15 protein-coding genes are annotated in these 15,606 nt (G+C 66.5%); 9 read left to right on the top strand and 6 right to left on the bottom strand.

From position 1 onward, the window contains the following. Positions 1–185 precede the first annotated feature (185 nt). The 6 genes from EAX62_RS02860 to EAX62_RS02835 all read left to right on the top strand — a co-directional run bounded on the left by EAX62_RS02860 (position 186) and on the right by EAX62_RS02835 (position 7,052). Positions 186–1,487 carry an ABC transporter substrate-binding protein gene (locus EAX62_RS02860; protein ID WP_121900136.1) on the top strand — a complete coding sequence of 434 codons (1,302 nt, stop codon included), beginning with the start codon at positions 186–188 and terminating at the stop codon, positions 1,485–1,487. Continuing rightward, a complete protein-coding gene (locus tag EAX62_RS02855) occupies positions 1,484–2,380 on the top strand; it encodes a carbohydrate ABC transporter permease (protein ID WP_199711082.1) in 897 nt (298 codons plus the stop codon). Before EAX62_RS02860 ends, EAX62_RS02855 begins: the two co-directional genes overlap by 4 nt. Before the next feature lie 8 nt (positions 2,381–2,388). Beyond that, positions 2,389–3,225, top strand: coding sequence for a carbohydrate ABC transporter permease (locus tag EAX62_RS02850; protein WP_199711081.1), 837 nt, complete (start codon positions 2,389–2,391; stop codon positions 3,223–3,225). Between the two features lie 120 nt (positions 3,226–3,345). Continuing rightward, positions 3,346–4,503, top strand: coding sequence for a TIGR04053 family radical SAM/SPASM domain-containing protein (locus EAX62_RS02845; protein WP_121900135.1), 1,158 nt, complete (start codon positions 3,346–3,348; stop codon positions 4,501–4,503). A 52-nt stretch (positions 4,504–4,555) separates the two neighbouring features. After that, entirely contained in the window at positions 4,556–5,194 is a 639-nt protein-coding gene (locus tag EAX62_RS02840) for a hypothetical protein (RefSeq protein WP_121900134.1), read from the top strand. A gap of 61 nt (positions 5,195–5,255) precedes the next feature. Beyond that, positions 5,256–7,052, top strand: a complete 1,797-nt coding sequence (locus EAX62_RS02835; protein ID WP_121900133.1) for an ABC transporter ATP-binding protein — start codon at positions 5,256–5,258, stop codon at positions 7,050–7,052. Between the two features lie 76 nt (positions 7,053–7,128). On the opposite strand, the gene EAX62_RS02830 is transcribed toward EAX62_RS02835, so the two are convergent. Further along, a complete protein-coding gene (locus EAX62_RS02830) occupies positions 7,129–7,587 on the bottom strand; it encodes a TY-Chap domain-containing protein (RefSeq protein ID WP_147453984.1) in 459 nt (152 codons plus the stop codon). 140 nt (positions 7,588–7,727) lie between these two features. Between EAX62_RS02830 and galE the strand changes: the two genes are divergently transcribed. Further along, on the top strand, positions 7,728–8,717 hold the full coding sequence (gene galE / locus EAX62_RS02825; RefSeq protein WP_121900131.1) for a UDP-glucose 4-epimerase GalE: 990 nt from the start codon (positions 7,728–7,730) through the stop codon (positions 8,715–8,717). Between the two features lie 93 nt (positions 8,718–8,810). On the opposite strand, the gene EAX62_RS02820 is transcribed toward galE, so the two are convergent. The 5 genes from EAX62_RS02820 to EAX62_RS17280 form a co-directional block, all read right to left on the bottom strand. Then, the gene (locus EAX62_RS02820; protein WP_121900130.1) at positions 8,811–10,496 is read right to left on the bottom strand and encodes a ribonuclease J; all 1,686 of its coding nucleotides are present in this window, start codon (positions 10,494–10,496) and stop codon (positions 8,811–8,813) included. 119 nt (positions 10,497–10,615) lie between these two features. Beyond that, entirely contained in the window at positions 10,616–12,205 is a 1,590-nt protein-coding gene (locus tag EAX62_RS02815; RefSeq protein WP_233557783.1) for a peptide chain release factor 3, read from the bottom strand. Next, the gene (locus EAX62_RS17285; RefSeq protein WP_199711080.1) at positions 12,202–12,636 is read right to left on the bottom strand and encodes a MerR family transcriptional regulator; all 435 of its coding nucleotides are present in this window, start codon (positions 12,634–12,636) and stop codon (positions 12,202–12,204) included. Before EAX62_RS17285 ends, EAX62_RS02815 begins: the two co-directional genes overlap by 4 nt. 199 nt (positions 12,637–12,835) lie before the next feature. Next, a complete protein-coding gene (locus EAX62_RS02805; protein WP_267897961.1) occupies positions 12,836–13,369 on the bottom strand; it encodes a metallophosphoesterase family protein in 534 nt (177 codons plus the stop codon). Then, complete coding sequence (locus EAX62_RS17280; protein WP_267897960.1) at positions 13,369–13,494, bottom strand: hypothetical protein; 126 nt, start codon at positions 13,492–13,494, stop codon at positions 13,369–13,371. The genes EAX62_RS02805 and EAX62_RS17280 overlap by 1 nt, the downstream gene beginning before the upstream one ends. A 125-nt stretch (positions 13,495–13,619) precedes the next feature. On the opposite strand from EAX62_RS17280, the gene EAX62_RS02800 reads away from it, so the two are divergent. Further along, positions 13,620–14,828: a sensor histidine kinase gene (locus tag EAX62_RS02800; protein ID WP_121900127.1), complete on the top strand. Its 1,209-nt coding sequence runs from the start codon at positions 13,620–13,622 to the stop codon at positions 14,826–14,828. Beyond that, positions 14,825–15,478, top strand: a complete 654-nt coding sequence (locus EAX62_RS02795; RefSeq protein WP_121900126.1) for a response regulator — start codon at positions 14,825–14,827, stop codon at positions 15,476–15,478. Before EAX62_RS02800 ends, EAX62_RS02795 begins: the two co-directional genes overlap by 4 nt. Positions 15,479–15,606 lie beyond the last annotated feature (128 nt).

Here is a 15,606-nt window from a genome sequence, read left to right as displayed (position 1 = left end):
TCCACCCGGTCAGCGCCGCGTGCCCCGCCGGCGACAGTGAGGCCCGTCACGCCTCAAAGATCTTCGATGATCGAACAACATGGGGTCCGGGTGCTCCCGTGCCCGTGTTACTTTTCGATCGTCGAGCACAGCGCAGGGTGCTCCCCATCCATGTTGATCGTGAATCCTCCTAGGTCAGGTCCCACATGTCTCCCACCCGACGCACCTTCCTCACCCTCGCAGGAGTTGCCGCAGCACCCGCCGGATTGGCTGGCTGCGGCTTCACCAAGAAGACCCCGGCCCCCCAGGACACCGAGGCCCAAACCCTGACGTTCACGACGTGGGGCACCGACAACGAACTCGCGGGCCTTCGCAAGGTCATCGAACGCTTCGAATCCGCGAACGAGGGGACCAGCGTGGAACTCAACGCCGTGCCCTACGAGCAGATGTTCACCAACATTGACGCCCAGCTGCAGTCGAACACGGCACCCGACATCTTCCGCGTGCCCTACTACACGTTCGGCAGCTACGCCGGGCAGGGTCAGCTCCTCGACCTGAAGCCCCTGCTCAGCGAAGGCTTCGCGGACCGCTTCACCCCCCAGGCGTGGGCTGCCGTCCAGAACAAGGACTCGCCGTTCGGCGTGCCCCACCACACCGACACCTCGGCCATCCTCTACAACAAGGACATGTTCGACGCCGCCGGGATCACGTCGGTCCCGACCACGCTCGAGGAGGCATGGACCTGGGACGAGCTGGAACAGGTGGCGCTGCAGCTGCGGAAGTCCCTGCCGGACAGCAAATACCCCATGGCCTACAACTGGCAGGGCAACGGGGTCACACGCTGGCTGAGTTGGCTCTTCCAGGCCGACGGCCGTTTCCTGGAGGAGGACCTCGTCACGCCGGCCATCGATTCGGAGGCCGGGCGCGCCGCCGTGGAGTTCACGTCGAGCTTCTTCAGACGCAACCTCGTGCCGCAGAACGACTCGGTGAAGTCCACCACGTACGCGAGCGACATCTGGTACTCCGAGACGGTCGCCATGACCTGGGCCGGCGCATTCCTCATCCCGGACGCGGCCCAGACGCTGAAGTTCAACTGGGGCGCCACTTTTGCCCCCCGCAAGGTGCGCGGCGGCAGCGACTTCGGCGGCAACGCCCTGGTGGCGACCGCCGGGACAAAGGTCCCCGAGCTCGCCGCGTCGTTCCTGGAGTTCGTGACGGAGGAGGAGTCCATGCGGGGGTTCTGCGAGGCCGCCTCGTTGCTACCCACCCGCAATGACCTCGTGGAGTCGGGCATCACCTTCACCGAGCGCCCGGAGCTGTCCGAGGTGTTCATCGGCCAGGCCAGCATCGTCCAGGCGTCCGACTCCGGCCAGGTGGCCTCCCCCAACATGGCCGCCATCATCACCGTGCTCAAGGACCAGCTGGAGCAGGCCTTCGTCGGTGGTCAGAGCGTCGAGGACACCATCAAAGGCCTCTCGGAGGGGATCGCGAAGGCAACGTCCGCATGAGCACCGCCGCGGTCCGTGTGCGGGGGCCCCGCGGGGAGACGCTGGCCGCCTACGCATTCCTGTCGCCGACTTTCATTCTGCTGGGGGTGTTCGTCCTGGTCCCCATGGTGGGAGCGCTCATCATCAGTCTCCAGCGCACCAACGGGTTCGGAGCCGGCACCTTCGCGGGCCTCGCCAACTACGACACCCTCCTCCACGACCCCTTGTTCTGGCGCTCAACGCTGAACACCGTGCTGTTCACCGCCATCGTCACGCCACTGTCCATGGCTCTCGGGTTGGGTGCAGCCGTGCTGCTGAACTCCGTGCTGCCGGCGCGGGGGGTGTTTCGCTCCATCCTGATCGTGCCCATGGCGGTCTCCGGTATCGCGACAGCGCTGATGGCCACCCTGATCTTCGACGAGAACAGCGGCATCCTGGACAAGCTGTTCCGCTTCCTGGGGCTGCCTGATGTGGCGTGGCAGTCCGGCGGGGCCGCCGCATTCGTGTCCGTGGTGCTGGTGACCCTGTGGTGGCGCGTCGGCTTCAACATGCTGATCTACCTCGCCGGCCTGCAGGGCATCGGCGAGGACGTCCACGAAGCCGCCCGGCTCGACGGCGCCACGGGTTGGCAGCGCTTCCGCTACATGACGATTCCCCTGGTGGGACCCTCCACGTTCTTCCTGCTCATCATGAACGTCATCTACTCCTTCCAGGTCTTTGACATCATCTTCGTGTTGACCGGCGGCGGCCCGCGCAACGCCACCTCCGTGCTCGTGACCTACGCCTACGACACCGGGTTCGTGACCCGGGACCAGGGCTACGCCGCAGCGATCGGCATGGTGCTGCTGCTCATCATGTTGAGCTTCACGGCCCTCCAGTGGCGCACCAACAAGTCGCGGGACCTCGCGGGATGAGCACCCACATGCGCACACGGGTCCGCAACCGGTCCCGGCGCGGGATGGCCCTGCGGATCGCCCTGGCCGTCATCGTGTCCGCGGTACTGGTCTTCCCCCTGTACTGGATGGTGGTGGTGGCCCTCTCCACCCGCGCCGAACTGCTGGGCGGAGCGCTGAGGCTGTGGCCGAGGGAGCTGACGCTCGCCAACTTCCAGCGGGTCCTGGATTCCTTCCCCGTCGCCACCTGGTTCAGCAACTCGCTCGCCATCTCGTTGGTGACGGCCATCATCGTCGTCGTGTTCAACCTGCTGGCCGGCTACGCCTTCGCGCACCTCCGGTTCCGCGGAGCCACGCCCCTGTTCCTGCTGGCGCTGTCCACCCTCATGATCCCGGTACAGGTCATCATGGTGTCACTGTTCCGCCTGGTCACCTCCATGGGCCTCTACGGCACGTACTGGGCCGTCATCCTGCCGACGGCGGCGTCGGCGTTCGGTATCTTCCTGGCACGCCAGTTCATGCTGGCCATCCCCCGTGAACTCATCGAGGCCGCCCGCATGGACGGCGCCGGCCACATCGGGGTGTTCGTCCGCATCGTGCTGCCCCTGTCCAAGCCGCTCATCGCCGTGCTCTTCTTCATGAGCCTGCTGTCGTCGTGGAACGACTTCGCGTGGCCACTGATCGCCCTGAAACAGAACGACCTCTTCACCCTCCCCATCGGCCTGCTGTACCTGCAGGGCCAGTTCGGTTCCGACTACGGCGCCACCATGGCCTTTGCCCTCATCAACGTCGCGCCCATGGTGGTGCTGTTCCTCATCTTCCAGCGCCACTTCGTCCAGGGATTCGCCCGCACCGGTATCCGCTGAACCCCACGCCCGTCCGGGGCCGACGCGTGGCCGGCCGGGTAGCCCCTGGGACACCCCGCAGTGAGGAGTGTGGAGGACGGTCGATAGCTTGGCAGGCAGTCCCCTCCCAAAGGAACGCACATGAGCACCACGGCTCGCAGCCACCCCGTCGTCCGTCAACTGCACCACGACGTCAACGACCGGCCCCACGTGGTGGTGTGGGAGGTGACGCGGGCCTGTCAGCTTGCCTGCAGGCACTGTCGCGCCGACGCGCAGCCCCTGCCGCACCCGCGTCAGCTGACCACGGCACAGGGCAAGGATCTCCTCGACGACATCGCCGCCTCCGGCATGCCCCGCCCCATGGTGATCCTGTCGGGGGGCGACGCGTTCGAGCGGCCCGACCTCGCTGAGCTCATCGCCCACGGCACCTCCCGTGGCCTGGCCATGTCGCTGTCGCCGTCGGTGACGCCCCTGTTGACCGACGCGAAACTCGCAGAGGTGCGTGAGGCGGGCGTGAAGGCGTTCTCCCTCTCCCTCGACGGAGCCACCGCCGCCACCCACGATGCCTTCCGCGGGTTCCCCGGCACCTTCGACGCCACGCTGGAGGCAGCCACGCTGGTTCGCAAGCACGGGTTCCGGTTCCATGTGAACACCACCATCACCGCAGGCAACGTCCACGAGATGCCAGCGCTGCTGGAGACGGTCATGGGCATGGGCGCGCACATGTGGTACCTGCTGTTCCTGGTGCCGATGGGTCGCGGAACCGACATGCAGCCGCTGGACCCCGACGCCATGGAGGACGTTCTCAACTGGCTGCACGACGTCTCCGACCGCGTCGCCGTCAAGGTCACCGAAGCACCCGCCTACCGTCGGCTGGCCCTGCAGCGTGAGGCGGCCCGCGTGGATCGCACCCCCATGCCCACCACGGGGGAACTTCATGCGCAACTCACCGCTGACACCCTGGCCCGGCTCGGGGAGTGCACAGACCGCCGCGTCCCCAGGCCACCCATCGGGGTCGACGCCGGGCGCGGGTTCGCATTCATCGACCACATCGGCGAGGTGTTCCCCAGTGGCTTCCTGCCCCTGCCGTGCGGATCAGTGCACGAGTCACCGTTCAGTGAGATCTATCGGACGTCGCCGACCATGCAGCGGCTGCGCCGCACCGCGGAGTTCACCGGCAAGTGCGGGACATGCCAGTACAACGCCATCTGCGGCGGCTCCCGGGCCCGGACCCACGCCATGACCGGTGACGCCTTCTCCTCCGATCCCAGCTGCCCCTTTGAGCCATCTCTGGCCTGAGGAACCCCGAGTGCCCATACTGGGGCCAGCACTTCACTCGGCAGGAGATTCCATGCGCACCACTCGCATTCGCACCACCCGTCGGGCGGCCAACGTGGCCGGTGACGTCCTCCTCGTGGTCTGGATCATTCTCTGGTTCCTCGCAGCACGCTCGCTCCGGGAGGCAGCAGGCTCGCTGAGCCAATCCCTCGAACGTCTCGGGAACGCCACCGGCACGGCAGCCGACCGCATCAACGAGGCATCACGGTCTCTCGGCGAGGTGCCACTTGTGGGCGAGCAGCTCGCGGCACCGTTCCCGGGGATCGCGGCATCCCTGCAGAATCTGGCGGACCAGATCACCACCCAGGTGGCATCACTGGGGTTCAGCTCGCAGTGGCTGGTGCCTCTGGTGTTCCTGGTGCCGACGGTGGTCGCCGCGCTCTGGTACATCCCGTGGCGCATCCGACGGGTGCAGGAGACGGCCGCTGCCCGCGGTCTGCTGCTGAGGAACCCCAGCCTCGACCTCTTCGCACTGCGCGCCGTGACCACCGCCCACCTGCGGGGTGTCGCGCGGATCTCCTCCGACCCCGCTGCCGCGTGGAGGGCGCAGGACCCCGTCATCATCAACCGCCTCGCCACTCTGGAGCTGAGGCGGGTGGGCGTGGAGATGGCACCTGCGGTCGCCGGACCACGCACCCCCACCGAGCGCTAGTCGGACACCCTTTTCCCGAGGGTGGACAATGGGGGGTCGCACCCCCGTTCGGAAGCAGGCAATGAAGAGCATCATCAAGATCATGGGCACCGCCCGCGAGCTGTGGCCGTTGTACGTCGGCATCGTCGTGGCCGCTGTCGTGACCTCCGTCGCCGCGCTCATGGCCCCGTTCGTGATCGCCGAAGCCACGAACCAAGTGGTGTCCATCACCACCAAGGGCGAGGGCCAGGTCTCGACGCTGTTGTGGCTGGCGCTGGCGCTGCTGGGCATCATGCTGACCAATTCGTTGGTGTCCAACATCGGCGGCTACATGGGCGACCTGATGAGCACCCGCCTGCGCGTGATCCTGTCGGCCAACTATTTCCACAAGCTGCTCCGCCTGCCGCAGCGCTACTACGACTCCGAGCTGACCGGCACACTCATCTCCCGGCTGAACCGTTCGCTGACGTCCATCACGGACTTCCTGAAGATGTTCGCCAACGGGTTCTTCACCACCCTCATCACCGTCGTGGCGGTGCTGGTGATCTCCGGCATCCACTCACCGTGGCTGGCGTTGATGCTCATCGTCATCTACCCCACCTTCGTGGGGCTGACCGCCCTCACGTCGCGCAAGTGGCAGGTCTGGGAGCGAAAGAAGAACCACCTGTATGACGTCGCCGGGGGTCGCTTCGCCGAGGTCATCGGACAGATGCGCGTCGTGAAGTCGTTTGTCACCGAACGCTCCGAACTGGATGCCTTCACGGCCAAGTACGAAGACACCGTCACCCTGACGAGGGAACAGTCGAAGTTCTGGCACACGATGGACGTGGCGCGGCGCGGGGCCCTCGACGTCGTCTTCTTCGGGCTCTACGCCGTGATCTTCGTCCAGACGGCCCAGGGCACGTTCGACATCGGCACCATGGTGCTCCTCATCCAGTTGGTCAACCTGGCCAAGCAGCCTGTGGAGTCCATGAGCTACCTCGTGGACAGCTGGCAGCGCGCCATCACGGGCAGCCACGAGTACTTCCAGGTGATGGGTGAGCTGGATGAGCCCAACAACCCGCTGGAAGCCAACGCGTCGGCGACGGTGCAGTGGGTGGAGACCGACCCCGTCATCAACTTCGACGACGTCAGCTTCGGCTACGACGACGACGCACTGGTCCTCCGCAACATCAACCTCGCCATCCACCGCGGCGAGAAGGTCGCTTTCGTGGGCGAGTCGGGGGGCGGCAAGACCACGCTCGTGAACCTGCTCATGAAGCTGTATGCCCCCACCTGCGGCACCATCGAGGTGCACGGCCAGTCCGTCACCGAGGTACCCACCGAGGCGCTGCGCCGCGAGATTGGCGTGGTGTTCCAGGACGCGTCCCTGTTCTCCGGCACCATTCGGGAGAACCTGGCCTACGGGCGGCCGGGCGCCACGGATGAGGAACTCACGCGGGCCGTGCGTCGCGCCAACGCGTTGCCGTTCATCAAGAAGCTGCCGGCGGGCTTCGACACCGAGATCGGCGAGCGTGGCATCAAGCTTTCCGGGGGCCAGAAGCAGCGCATCTCCGTGGCCCGCGCGCTGCTGAAGGATGCCCCCATCCTGGTGCTGGATGAGGCCACCTCAGCCCTGGACACCAAGTCCGAACGTCTCGTCCAGGCCGGGTTGGAGGAGCTGATGCAGGGGCGGACGACGCTGATCATCGCGCACCGGTTGTCGACCATTTCCTCGGTGGACCGGATCGTCACGTTGCGTGACGGCCGGGTCGATGAGATCGGCACCCCAGGAGAGTTGGCGCTCTCAGGCGGCATCTACGCGGAGCTCCTGGCGCTGCAGGGCTCGACCTCAAAGATCGACCGTGCCAAGCTCCTGAGCTACGAGATCACCCACTGAGGGCATCCGCTCCGTGAGTGGCGGCGCGACGAGGGATCCGGCATCTCGATGGGGCGCTGGCCCCGAAGCGACCGATTCAGTCGGCCTTGTCCTTGCCCTTGGGTAGGCCGAGGTCGGCCCATTGGAGGTCCTTGTCCTCGCCTGACTTCCAGAACTGCCACCCGACCTTGGGCGGCGACTCCTGCCACGACAGGTACGTGAACCCTTCCGGCTGCTGGACCCCGAAGGACAGGCGCAGAGCATTGATGGACTCCCGCACCAGCGCCTGCTGGGCATCCCTGTCCGAGCCGGCGGGGATGTCTCGACGCCACAACCCGGACCACGTGTCGACGAGTTCCCACCCACGGTCCCGCAGCCTGGGTTCGTCTTCGGGTGAGTCACGGCAGACCTCGGCGCGCAGCACGCGGCCGGCACCGCCTTCGAGGGCTGCGAACTGCATGAGGCAGGCGTTGCTGCGGATGGCGAGATACGCATTGTCGGGCAGTTTCCCGAGGACCTCGGTGATTGCGGGTTCGAGCTGTTTCCAGTCGGCCATGTCCAGCACTCCTCAGTGGTCGTCGATGACTCGCCTCCATCTTGTCAGACCGCGCAACTGGATCGTCCTCTTCACGGGTCCACCCGGCCCCCGCGCAAGGTCGGTCCTAGGATGGAGGCTCAGTCTTTCGAGAGGACAGCATGAAGGTACTCATCACTGGCGGAGCCGGATACATCGGCAGCACCGTGGCTTCGGCCTGCGAGGACGCGGGTCATGACGTGGTCATCCTCGACGACTTCTCCACGGGCCGTCGAGAGTTCGTCGGCGAGCGCACCCTGTACGAGGGTGACATCGCGGACAACGAATTGCTGGATCGCCTCTTCAGCGAGCACACAGTCGATGCCGTGGTGCACTGCGCCGCGAAGATCATCGTCCCGGAATCCGTGGATGAGCCCCTGTCCTACTACGAGAACAACGTCGCCAAGACGCTGACGTTGCTGCAGGCCATGCAGCGGGGCGGTGTCCAACGCTTCCTGTTCAGCTCCTCGGCATCCATCTACGCCCCCGACGAGCACTTCATCGTCACTGAGGCCTCCCCGCTGGAGCCCGGCTCCCCGTATGCCCGCACCAAGTACATGGTGGAGATGGTGATGGAGGACTTTGCGGCCGCCAGCGACGTCCGCATGCTCAGCCTGCGCTACTTCAACCCCATCGGCACCGACCCCAAGATGCGCTCCGGTCAGCAACTCGAGAAGCCCAGCCACGTGCTGGCCAAGCTCCTCGAGGCCTGGGTCAACAAGGAGACCTTCACGGTGACCGGTGTGAACTGGCCCACGCGCGACGGCTCCGGCATCCGCGACTTCATCCACGTCTGGGACCTGGCCCGCGCCCACGTCGCCGCCCTGGAGAACTTCGACAAGGCGACCGCTGACACCAACTACGACAAGTTCAACATCGGCACCGGCAATGGCGTGACCGTCAAGGAACTGGCCGCCGCGTTCGAGGAGATCAGCGGCGACCCGCTGCAGGTGGAGTTCGGCGACTCACGCCCCGGTGACGTCGCCGGCGTCTACACGGTCAGCAAGAAGGCCCATGATGTCCTCGGCTGGGAGGCACAGCTGTCGGAGACCGACGCGGTCCGCGACGCCATCGCCTGGCTGCCCATCCGCAAGGCCATGCTCGGCTACTGAGGCTCGTCGGCACTGCCGACATGCCCTGGAGTGCCGCACCAACGCTCGTCAGGAGGGCCCGCGGGCGCGGGCCCTCCTGACGATGTGACCAACTCAGGCGTCGACGACGATGGCGATGACCACAGGTGCGCGGCGGTGGGTGCGCTCGATGTAGTGAGCCACGGCTCCGCCGATGGTCGCCTCAAGCTGCTCGACGTCGAGCTTGCGCCCAGTGACCTTCTTCAGCGCCCTGGTGACCTCGCCGGCCGCACCGTCGAAGGTGTGGTCGTCGAGCACGAAACCCTTGCTCAGGAACTCCAGCGGCTCAGCCAGGGTGTTGGTGGAGGGGTTGACCAGAGCGAGTACCGTCACGACGCCGCCTTCTCGCAGCAACCGACGTTCCTGCAGCGTGTCCTCGGTGGCGCGGCCGACAGTCTTTCCGTCGACGTAGACCAGATCCGACTGGACCCTGCCGGAGATGCTGGCCCGACCATCGACCAGGTCGATCGTCATGCCGTCCTTGGCCACGATCACGCGGTCAGGGGCAACCCCCGTGCGGATCGCCAGTTCGGCGTTGGCGTGCAGGTGCTTGGACTCGCCGTGGATCGGCAGGACGTTGCGCGGCTTGACGATGTTGTAGCAGTACACGAGTTCACCGGCGCTGGCATGGCCGGAGACGTGGACCTTGGCGTTGCCCTTGTGGACGACCTTGGCGCCGAGATCGGTGAGCTTGTTGATGATCGAGTAGATGGCACTCTCGTTGCCCGGGATCAGGGAGCTGGCCAGCAGCACCGTGTCGCCTTCGGACACCCGGATCTGGTGGTCACCGTTCGCCATCCGCGACAGCGCCGCCAGCGGCTCACCCTGGGACCCGGTGCAGATGAGCGTCACCTTCTGGTCAGGCATGGACCCCAGCTTCTTGAAGTCCACCACCAGGCCGCGGGGGATGTTCAGGTAGCCGAGATCACTGGCGATGCCCATGTTGCGCACCATCGAGCGTCCGACGAATGCGACCTTGCGGCCGTGCGTGTGTGCGGCGTCAAGGATCTGCTGGATCCGGTGCACGTGGCTGGCGAAGCTCGAGACGATGATCCGCCGCGGAGCCGTGGCGAACACCTGGTCGATCGCAGGCATGAGCTCCCGCTCAGAGGTGGTGAAACCCGGAACCTCAGCGTTGGTGGAGTCGGTCATGAAGAGGTCGACCCCCTCCTCTCCGAACCGCGCGAAGGCGCGCAGGTCGGTGATCCGGTCGTCCAGCGGGAACTGGTCCATCTTGAAGTCGCCGGTGTTGAGGACCAGACCGGCCTCGGTGCGGATTGCCACAGCCAGACCATCCGGGATCGAGTGGTTGACCGCCGCGAACTCGAGACCGAACGGCCCCGCCTGGTGGAGGTCACCCGCTGCGACCTGAACGGTCACAGGACGGATGCGATGCTCCTTGAGCTTGGCCTCGATGAACGCCAGGGTCAGCTGGGATCCGATCACCGGGATGTCGGCGCGTTCCTTGAGCAGGTACGGGACACCACCGATGTGATCCTCGTGACCGTGGGTCAGCACAATGGCCTCGATCTGGTCGAGACGTCCGAGCAGCGACGAGAAGTCCGGCAGGATCACATCGATACCCGGCTGGTGATCCTCCGGGAACAGCACCCCGCAGTCCACCACCAGGAGCTTGCCGGCGTGCTCGAAGACGGTCATGTTGCGCCCGATCTCGCCGAGACCGCCGAGTGGGGTGATGCGCAGCGCACCGCGGCGCAGCGGCGGCGGGGCGGAGAGTTTCTGATGATGGGTTGTGGGCATGAGCGTTGAGCCTCCGTGGTGCGGGCCGTTGGGCCCTGGGTTGAATAGTGGTGTGGTCTGTTATGGGTCAATGATGGGATCATGCGCGACGCGGGGAGGTCCGATCCTTGTGGGGCGGATCATCGCGAGACGGCAGATAGTCGTTCGAACACGAGTCCCGGCGCCTCACGCTGCAATGTCTTGAGCCTCCACACATCCCGTACGAGAGCAAGCATTGTGCCATCTGAGCGGCGGGTCAGTTCGATGCCATGGCGGCCGGCCAGCAGCTGGGCATCGGCGTCGGTGGTTCGCCGGGCCAGGGTGAAGCTCAGCGGCTCCATGTGGATCGGGGCGTTGAACTCGTGTTCCATCCGGAAGGCCGCGACCTCGAACTGCAGGGGTCCCACCGCCGCCAGGATGGGAACGGAGTCGCCGCGGGCCTCGGAGGTGAGGACCTGGACAACACCCTCCTTCTCCAGTTGGGCGATCCCTCGGCGGAACTGTTTGGAACGGCCCAGATCGGTCACCCGCGCGGTGACGAAGTGCTCCGGGTCGAAGACGGGCATCGGTGGGAACGTCACCGCCGGTCCGGGGGCATACAGCGTGTCTCCCACCGCCAGGTTGGTGGCGTTGACAAGCCCCACGATGTCGCCGGGGTAGGCGGTTTCGATGGTCTCTCGTGCCTGGCCGAAGACCGACAGCGCGTACTTGGTGGCGAAGGGCCGACCAGAGGTTGCGTGGGTGACGATCATGCCGCGCTGGAACTCACCGGAGCAGACCCGGACGTAGGCGACGTGGTCACGATGGTGGGGGTCCATACCCGCTTGCATCTTGAACACGAAGCCGCTGAAGGGGGCAGCGATGGCGCGCTCGGTTCCATCGTTGTCGACGCGGGCCGACGGTGGCGGCGCGAGTTCGGAGATGACATCCAGGAGCTGTTGCACACCGATGTTCGACAGAGCGGCGCCGAAAAGCAACGGGGTCGTGGTACCGGCACGGAAAGAATCGAGGTCGAGGGGCTCGAGCAATCCGAGGGAGTCGAGTGCCTCGTCGAGATCGGGGCCCACCACCGTCCGGGCCGCGTCCAGGCTGAGGTGCTGCTCATCGGCCAGCGTTGCGCCACCTGATGCGCGCGAGTAGAGCGTCACGTCCTTCGTGCGTGCATCCAGGAGTCCCTGGAAGTGACCCGCTTCCCCGATCGGCCAGGTCACGGGGGTGGCGCGGAGGTTGATCCGTTGTTCGAGTTCGTCACACAGGGCCAGCGCATCGAGGCCCGGCCGGTCCCACTTGTTGATGAAGGTGATGACCGGGACACCGCGGCGCCGGCACACCTCGAAGAGTTTCAGGGTCTGCGGTTCCAGACCCTTGCCTGCATCCAGGAGCATGACGGCAGCGTCCACCGCGGTCAGCACCCGGAAGGTGTCCTCGGAGAAGTCGGCGTGACCCGGAGTGTCCAGGAGGTTGATGACAACGTCCTCGAAAGCGAACTGGAGCGCTGCCGAAGTGATCGAGATGCCCCGCTTCTGCTCCATCTCCAACCAGTCCGAGACCACTCGCGCGCGCCCGTGCTTGCCATGCACGGCCCCGGCCTCGCTGATCACGTGGGCGTGCAGGGCCAACGCCTCGGTCAGTGTGGACTTCCCAGCATCCGGGTGGGAGATCACCGCAATGCTCCGCCGCCGCGAACTCTGCCCCACGACCGCCGTCGCGGCCTTCGTCGGCGTGCTCAACGTGACTGCGCCACGACGCGGGCCTGACGCCGGATCTCCCGACGAAGGCTGCTGGCGAAGCCCTCAGCGGACTCGAGCTGGGAACGCAGGCTCACGCATTGCACTTCGGTGGCACGTCGGAATGTGGCCAGACGCTCCAGCAGGGCCTCGCGTTCCTCGACGTGCGGTGCGTCCGACTCAAGCGCATCGAGCACCCCGAGCAGTTCGCCCATCTCCTCAAGGCTGAAGTCGAGCGGCTTCATCCGCTTGACCAGCTCCAGCCGAGCCACGTCCACCTCGCTGTACAACCTGAACCCGCCCTGGGAGCGGGTCGATGGTGTGACCAGCCCGACTTCCTCGTAGTAGCGGATGGTGCGCAGGGACAGGCCGGTGCGCTCGGCCACCTCGCCGATCTGTTGGTGATTGAGCCCCATGGGCACCCTCCTCTTCATCGGTGTCGAGTCTACCGCCACGGGAGGATGAACATTTCCCCGGCGTGCAGGCCCCGCACGAAAGCCGGTCTGGAATACTCCCGTCACGTCAGACTCACTCCCCACAGGCGTGGATCTACCGAGCACGCGGCCGTCATCCACGCCTGCATGGGGGCCGGGCGACGACCTGCCGGATGGTGTCTGGGACGCCTCCCTGAGCTCAGGAAGGGGTGCCTGTTCGCGACGTGGCACGGGGCGGCCGGGGGATGACATGGATGCGGTGGGACACCACGCTGCCTGAGTCCAGTTCCAACCAGCCGTAGCTGCCCATCGGTTCACGTCGGGGATCGGTGGGCGAGCCGGGGTTGAACAGGTGTGTGCCGGCCTCCACCATGTCCACCGGCGTGTGCGAGTGGCCGAACACGACCATGTCAGAGTCGGGAAACTGGAGGCCCATCCGGCGACCACGACCCTGCTTGGGTCCGGCGATGTGGATCATCGCCACCCGCACACCCTCCAGTTCCAGTTCCTGCTCCAGCGGTGCACCCCAGGCCGCGATGTCGTCGCCGTCGTTGTTGCCCAGCACGGCATGGACTGGCGCGAAGGTGGTGAGCTCGTCGAGGACGTCGGTGGTGCAGACGTCGCCCGCGTGGAGGATGAGGTCGCAGTGTTCCAGCGGCTTCCTGAGCGTCTCAGGCACCCCCCTCCACCTCCGCGGCGCGTGCGTGTCCGACAGCACCAGCACCTTCAGCATCAGAGCGGGTCCGTGGCCTCAGCCCAGAGTTCCCGGCGTTGTTTGGCCCTCCGACGATCCATGAAACTGAAGACGACGGAGGTCGTGGCCACCACTGTGAGCAACCAGAAGAACTTGCGCATCATGTCCGCAACAGTACCGACGGGCGTAGGGGTGGGTCACCCGTGGAACCCCTGATCAGACCCTGGTCCGCCCATGAAGGCCCCCGGTCTGATCCTTCTCCCCGGGCCCGACCTCTAGGCTTGCGGGCATGGTAGGCACCGGCTTGTCGAAGGACCGCCGCCGGATGGGCGTCGACGCGCTCGTGGCGGTGGGCGCGTTTGCGATGCTTGTCGCGCCCATGTGGTGGCTGCGTCCGGCGGACCTGCTGCCCACCATCCTGTGGCCCGGTCTCATGGTGGCGTCGCTGGCGTTCCGCCGCGTGGTGCCGTGGCTTTCGGTGCTGCTGTGCACCGTCGCCGGGACCGGGATGGTGCTGCAACTCGACGGGCCCAGCCCCGCCATCGTGACGGTGCTGGTCATCGTGTACTCCGTCGCACGCTGGTGCGAAGGGCCACTCGGTTGGGCGGTCCTGGCGGTGGGGGCGATCGGCTCGGTGGCGGGTCCCCTGTCGTGGCTGGGGAACATCCCGCTGCAACAGCGGTTCGCCGCCGGGGCGCTGCTGATGACGCTGTGCCTGGCGTTGGTGGCCGTGGCGTACCTCGTGGGGCGCAGGTTGCAGGAAATGCACCGGTCCGACCTCCTGGACCGTGCCCTGGCGGAGGAGCGGTTCACCGCCAGCACCACACGGCTGGAGCAGGCATCCCAGTTGGCCGACGACCGTGCCCGCACCGACGTCGCACGAGAACTGCACGACGTGGTGGCCCATTCCCTCTCCGTGATCGTGGTGCAGGCTGAAGGCGCCAAGGCCATGGCCGCCAAGTATCCGGAACGCTCCGCCGAGGCACTGGACGTCATCGCCCACACCGGGCGCACATCCATCGGGGAGATGCGCCGGATCGTGGCCCTGCTGCGCGGCGAGGAACATGCAGCGTTCGAACCGACGCCCTCGCTGCGCCAGATCCCCGACATGGTGGCGGCAGCGGGTGATCGCATCACCCTGGAGATCCCCGACGACTACCCCGTGGTTCCCGACTCCCTCGGGTTGGCCGTTTTCCGGGTGGTGCAGGAGAGCGTCACGAACTTCCTCAAGCACGCAGGACCGACGGCGCAGGCCCAGGTGACGCTGCGGTTCGAGCCGGATTGCATCGCCATCCGCTCTGTCGACGACGGCGTGGCCGGCACCACCACCATCGACCCCTCGGGCACCGGGGTGCGGGGGATGCGTGAGAGGGTGACGACCATGGGCGGCACGTTCTCTGCCGGTCCTCGGATGGGCGGTGGCTGGCAGGTGTCGGCGCAACTACCCATGCCCGCCCAGTTGGGTCGCAGCTGGCTGCGACAGAAGGAGCAAGCATGATCCGCGTTGTCCTTGCCGACGACCAGGCCCTGGTGCGCAGCGGGCTGCGCATGCTCATCGACGCCGCCGACGACATGGAGGTGATCGGCGAGGTCGGGAACGGGGCGGACGCCGTCGCCATGGTCAGGACCCGCCAGGTGGACGTGGTCCTCATGGATGTGCGGATGCCCGTGATGGATGGCACTGAGGCCACCCGCCTCATCAGCGAGCTCGACGTCGACACCAAGGTGCTGGTGCTCACCACTTTCGACCTCGATGAATACGTCTTCGCGGCGCTGCGCAACGGGGCGTCGGGGTTCATGTTGAAGGATGCGCTGCCCGAGGACCTGCTGGGCGCGGTCCGCATGGTCGCGGGCGGTGCCGCCGTCGTCGCGCCGACCGCCACCCGCCGACTGCTGGACCACGTGGCCGCATCCCTGCCCGACGGCAGCACACCGTGCGCGGACCGTCTTGACGCCCTCACGGAGCGTGAGAAAGAAGTGTTGCTCGAGGTGGCGGCCGGGGCCAACAACACCGAGATCGGCCAGCGCCTGTACATGGCGGAGGGCACCGTGAAGACCCACATCGGCAGGCTGCTCTCCAAGCTGGAGGCCCGCGACCGCGTCGGTCTGGTTCTGGTGGCCCACGAGTGCGGACTCCTGGGTCGCTGAGTCATCCATGGTGTGCATCGCCCCTCCCCGGCGTGGACCACGGACCCGACGAAGCCTCCCCTGAACCACCCTCCTGAACCCAGCTGACACCGGTGGCGCGCAGGCTCCGAGGAACCGGCGGGAAACCC

This window comes from Tessaracoccus antarcticus, from assembly GCF_003688855.1.
GTDB lineage: Bacteria > Actinomycetota > Actinomycetes > Propionibacteriales > Propionibacteriaceae > Arachnia > Arachnia antarctica.
The sequence above is the reverse complement of the archived record's forward strand: the minus strand, read 5'-3'. Positions and strand labels throughout refer to the sequence as shown.

Bases quoted from the DNA above. Each gene is read 5' to 3' on its own strand.
- EAX62_RS02860 (WP_121900136.1), top strand. From the start codon at position 186: ATGTCTCCCACCCGACGCACCTTCCTCACCCTCGCAGGAGTTGCCGCA.
- EAX62_RS02855 (WP_199711082.1), top strand. From the start codon at position 1,484: ATGAGCACCGCCGCGGTCCGTGTGCGGGGGCCCCGCGGGGAGACGCTG.
- EAX62_RS02850 (WP_199711081.1), top strand. From the start codon at position 2,389: ATGCGCACACGGGTCCGCAACCGGTCCCGGCGCGGGATGGCCCTGCGG.
- EAX62_RS02845 (WP_121900135.1), top strand. From the start codon at position 3,346: ATGAGCACCACGGCTCGCAGCCACCCCGTCGTCCGTCAACTGCACCAC.
- EAX62_RS02840 (WP_121900134.1), top strand. From the start codon at position 4,556: ATGCGCACCACTCGCATTCGCACCACCCGTCGGGCGGCCAACGTGGCC.
- EAX62_RS02835 (WP_121900133.1), top strand. From the start codon at position 5,256: ATGAAGAGCATCATCAAGATCATGGGCACCGCCCGCGAGCTGTGGCCG.
- EAX62_RS02830 (WP_147453984.1), bottom strand. From the start codon at position 7,587: ATGGCCGACTGGAAACAGCTCGAACCCGCAATCACCGAGGTCCTCGGG.
- galE (WP_121900131.1), top strand. From the start codon at position 7,728: ATGAAGGTACTCATCACTGGCGGAGCCGGATACATCGGCAGCACCGTG.
- EAX62_RS02820 (WP_121900130.1), bottom strand. From the start codon at position 10,496: ATGCCCACAACCCATCATCAGAAACTCTCCGCCCCGCCGCCGCTGCGC.
- EAX62_RS17285 (WP_199711080.1), bottom strand. From the start codon at position 12,636: ATGAAGAGGAGGGTGCCCATGGGGCTCAATCACCAACAGATCGGCGAG.
- EAX62_RS02805 (WP_267897961.1), bottom strand. From the start codon at position 13,369: ATGCTGAAGGTGCTGGTGCTGTCGGACACGCACGCGCCGCGGAGGTGG.
- EAX62_RS17280 (WP_267897960.1), bottom strand. From the start codon at position 13,494: ATGATGCGCAAGTTCTTCTGGTTGCTCACAGTGGTGGCCACGACCTCC.
- EAX62_RS02800 (WP_121900127.1), top strand. From the start codon at position 13,620: ATGGTAGGCACCGGCTTGTCGAAGGACCGCCGCCGGATGGGCGTCGAC.
- EAX62_RS02795 (WP_121900126.1), top strand. From the start codon at position 14,825: ATGATCCGCGTTGTCCTTGCCGACGACCAGGCCCTGGTGCGCAGCGGG.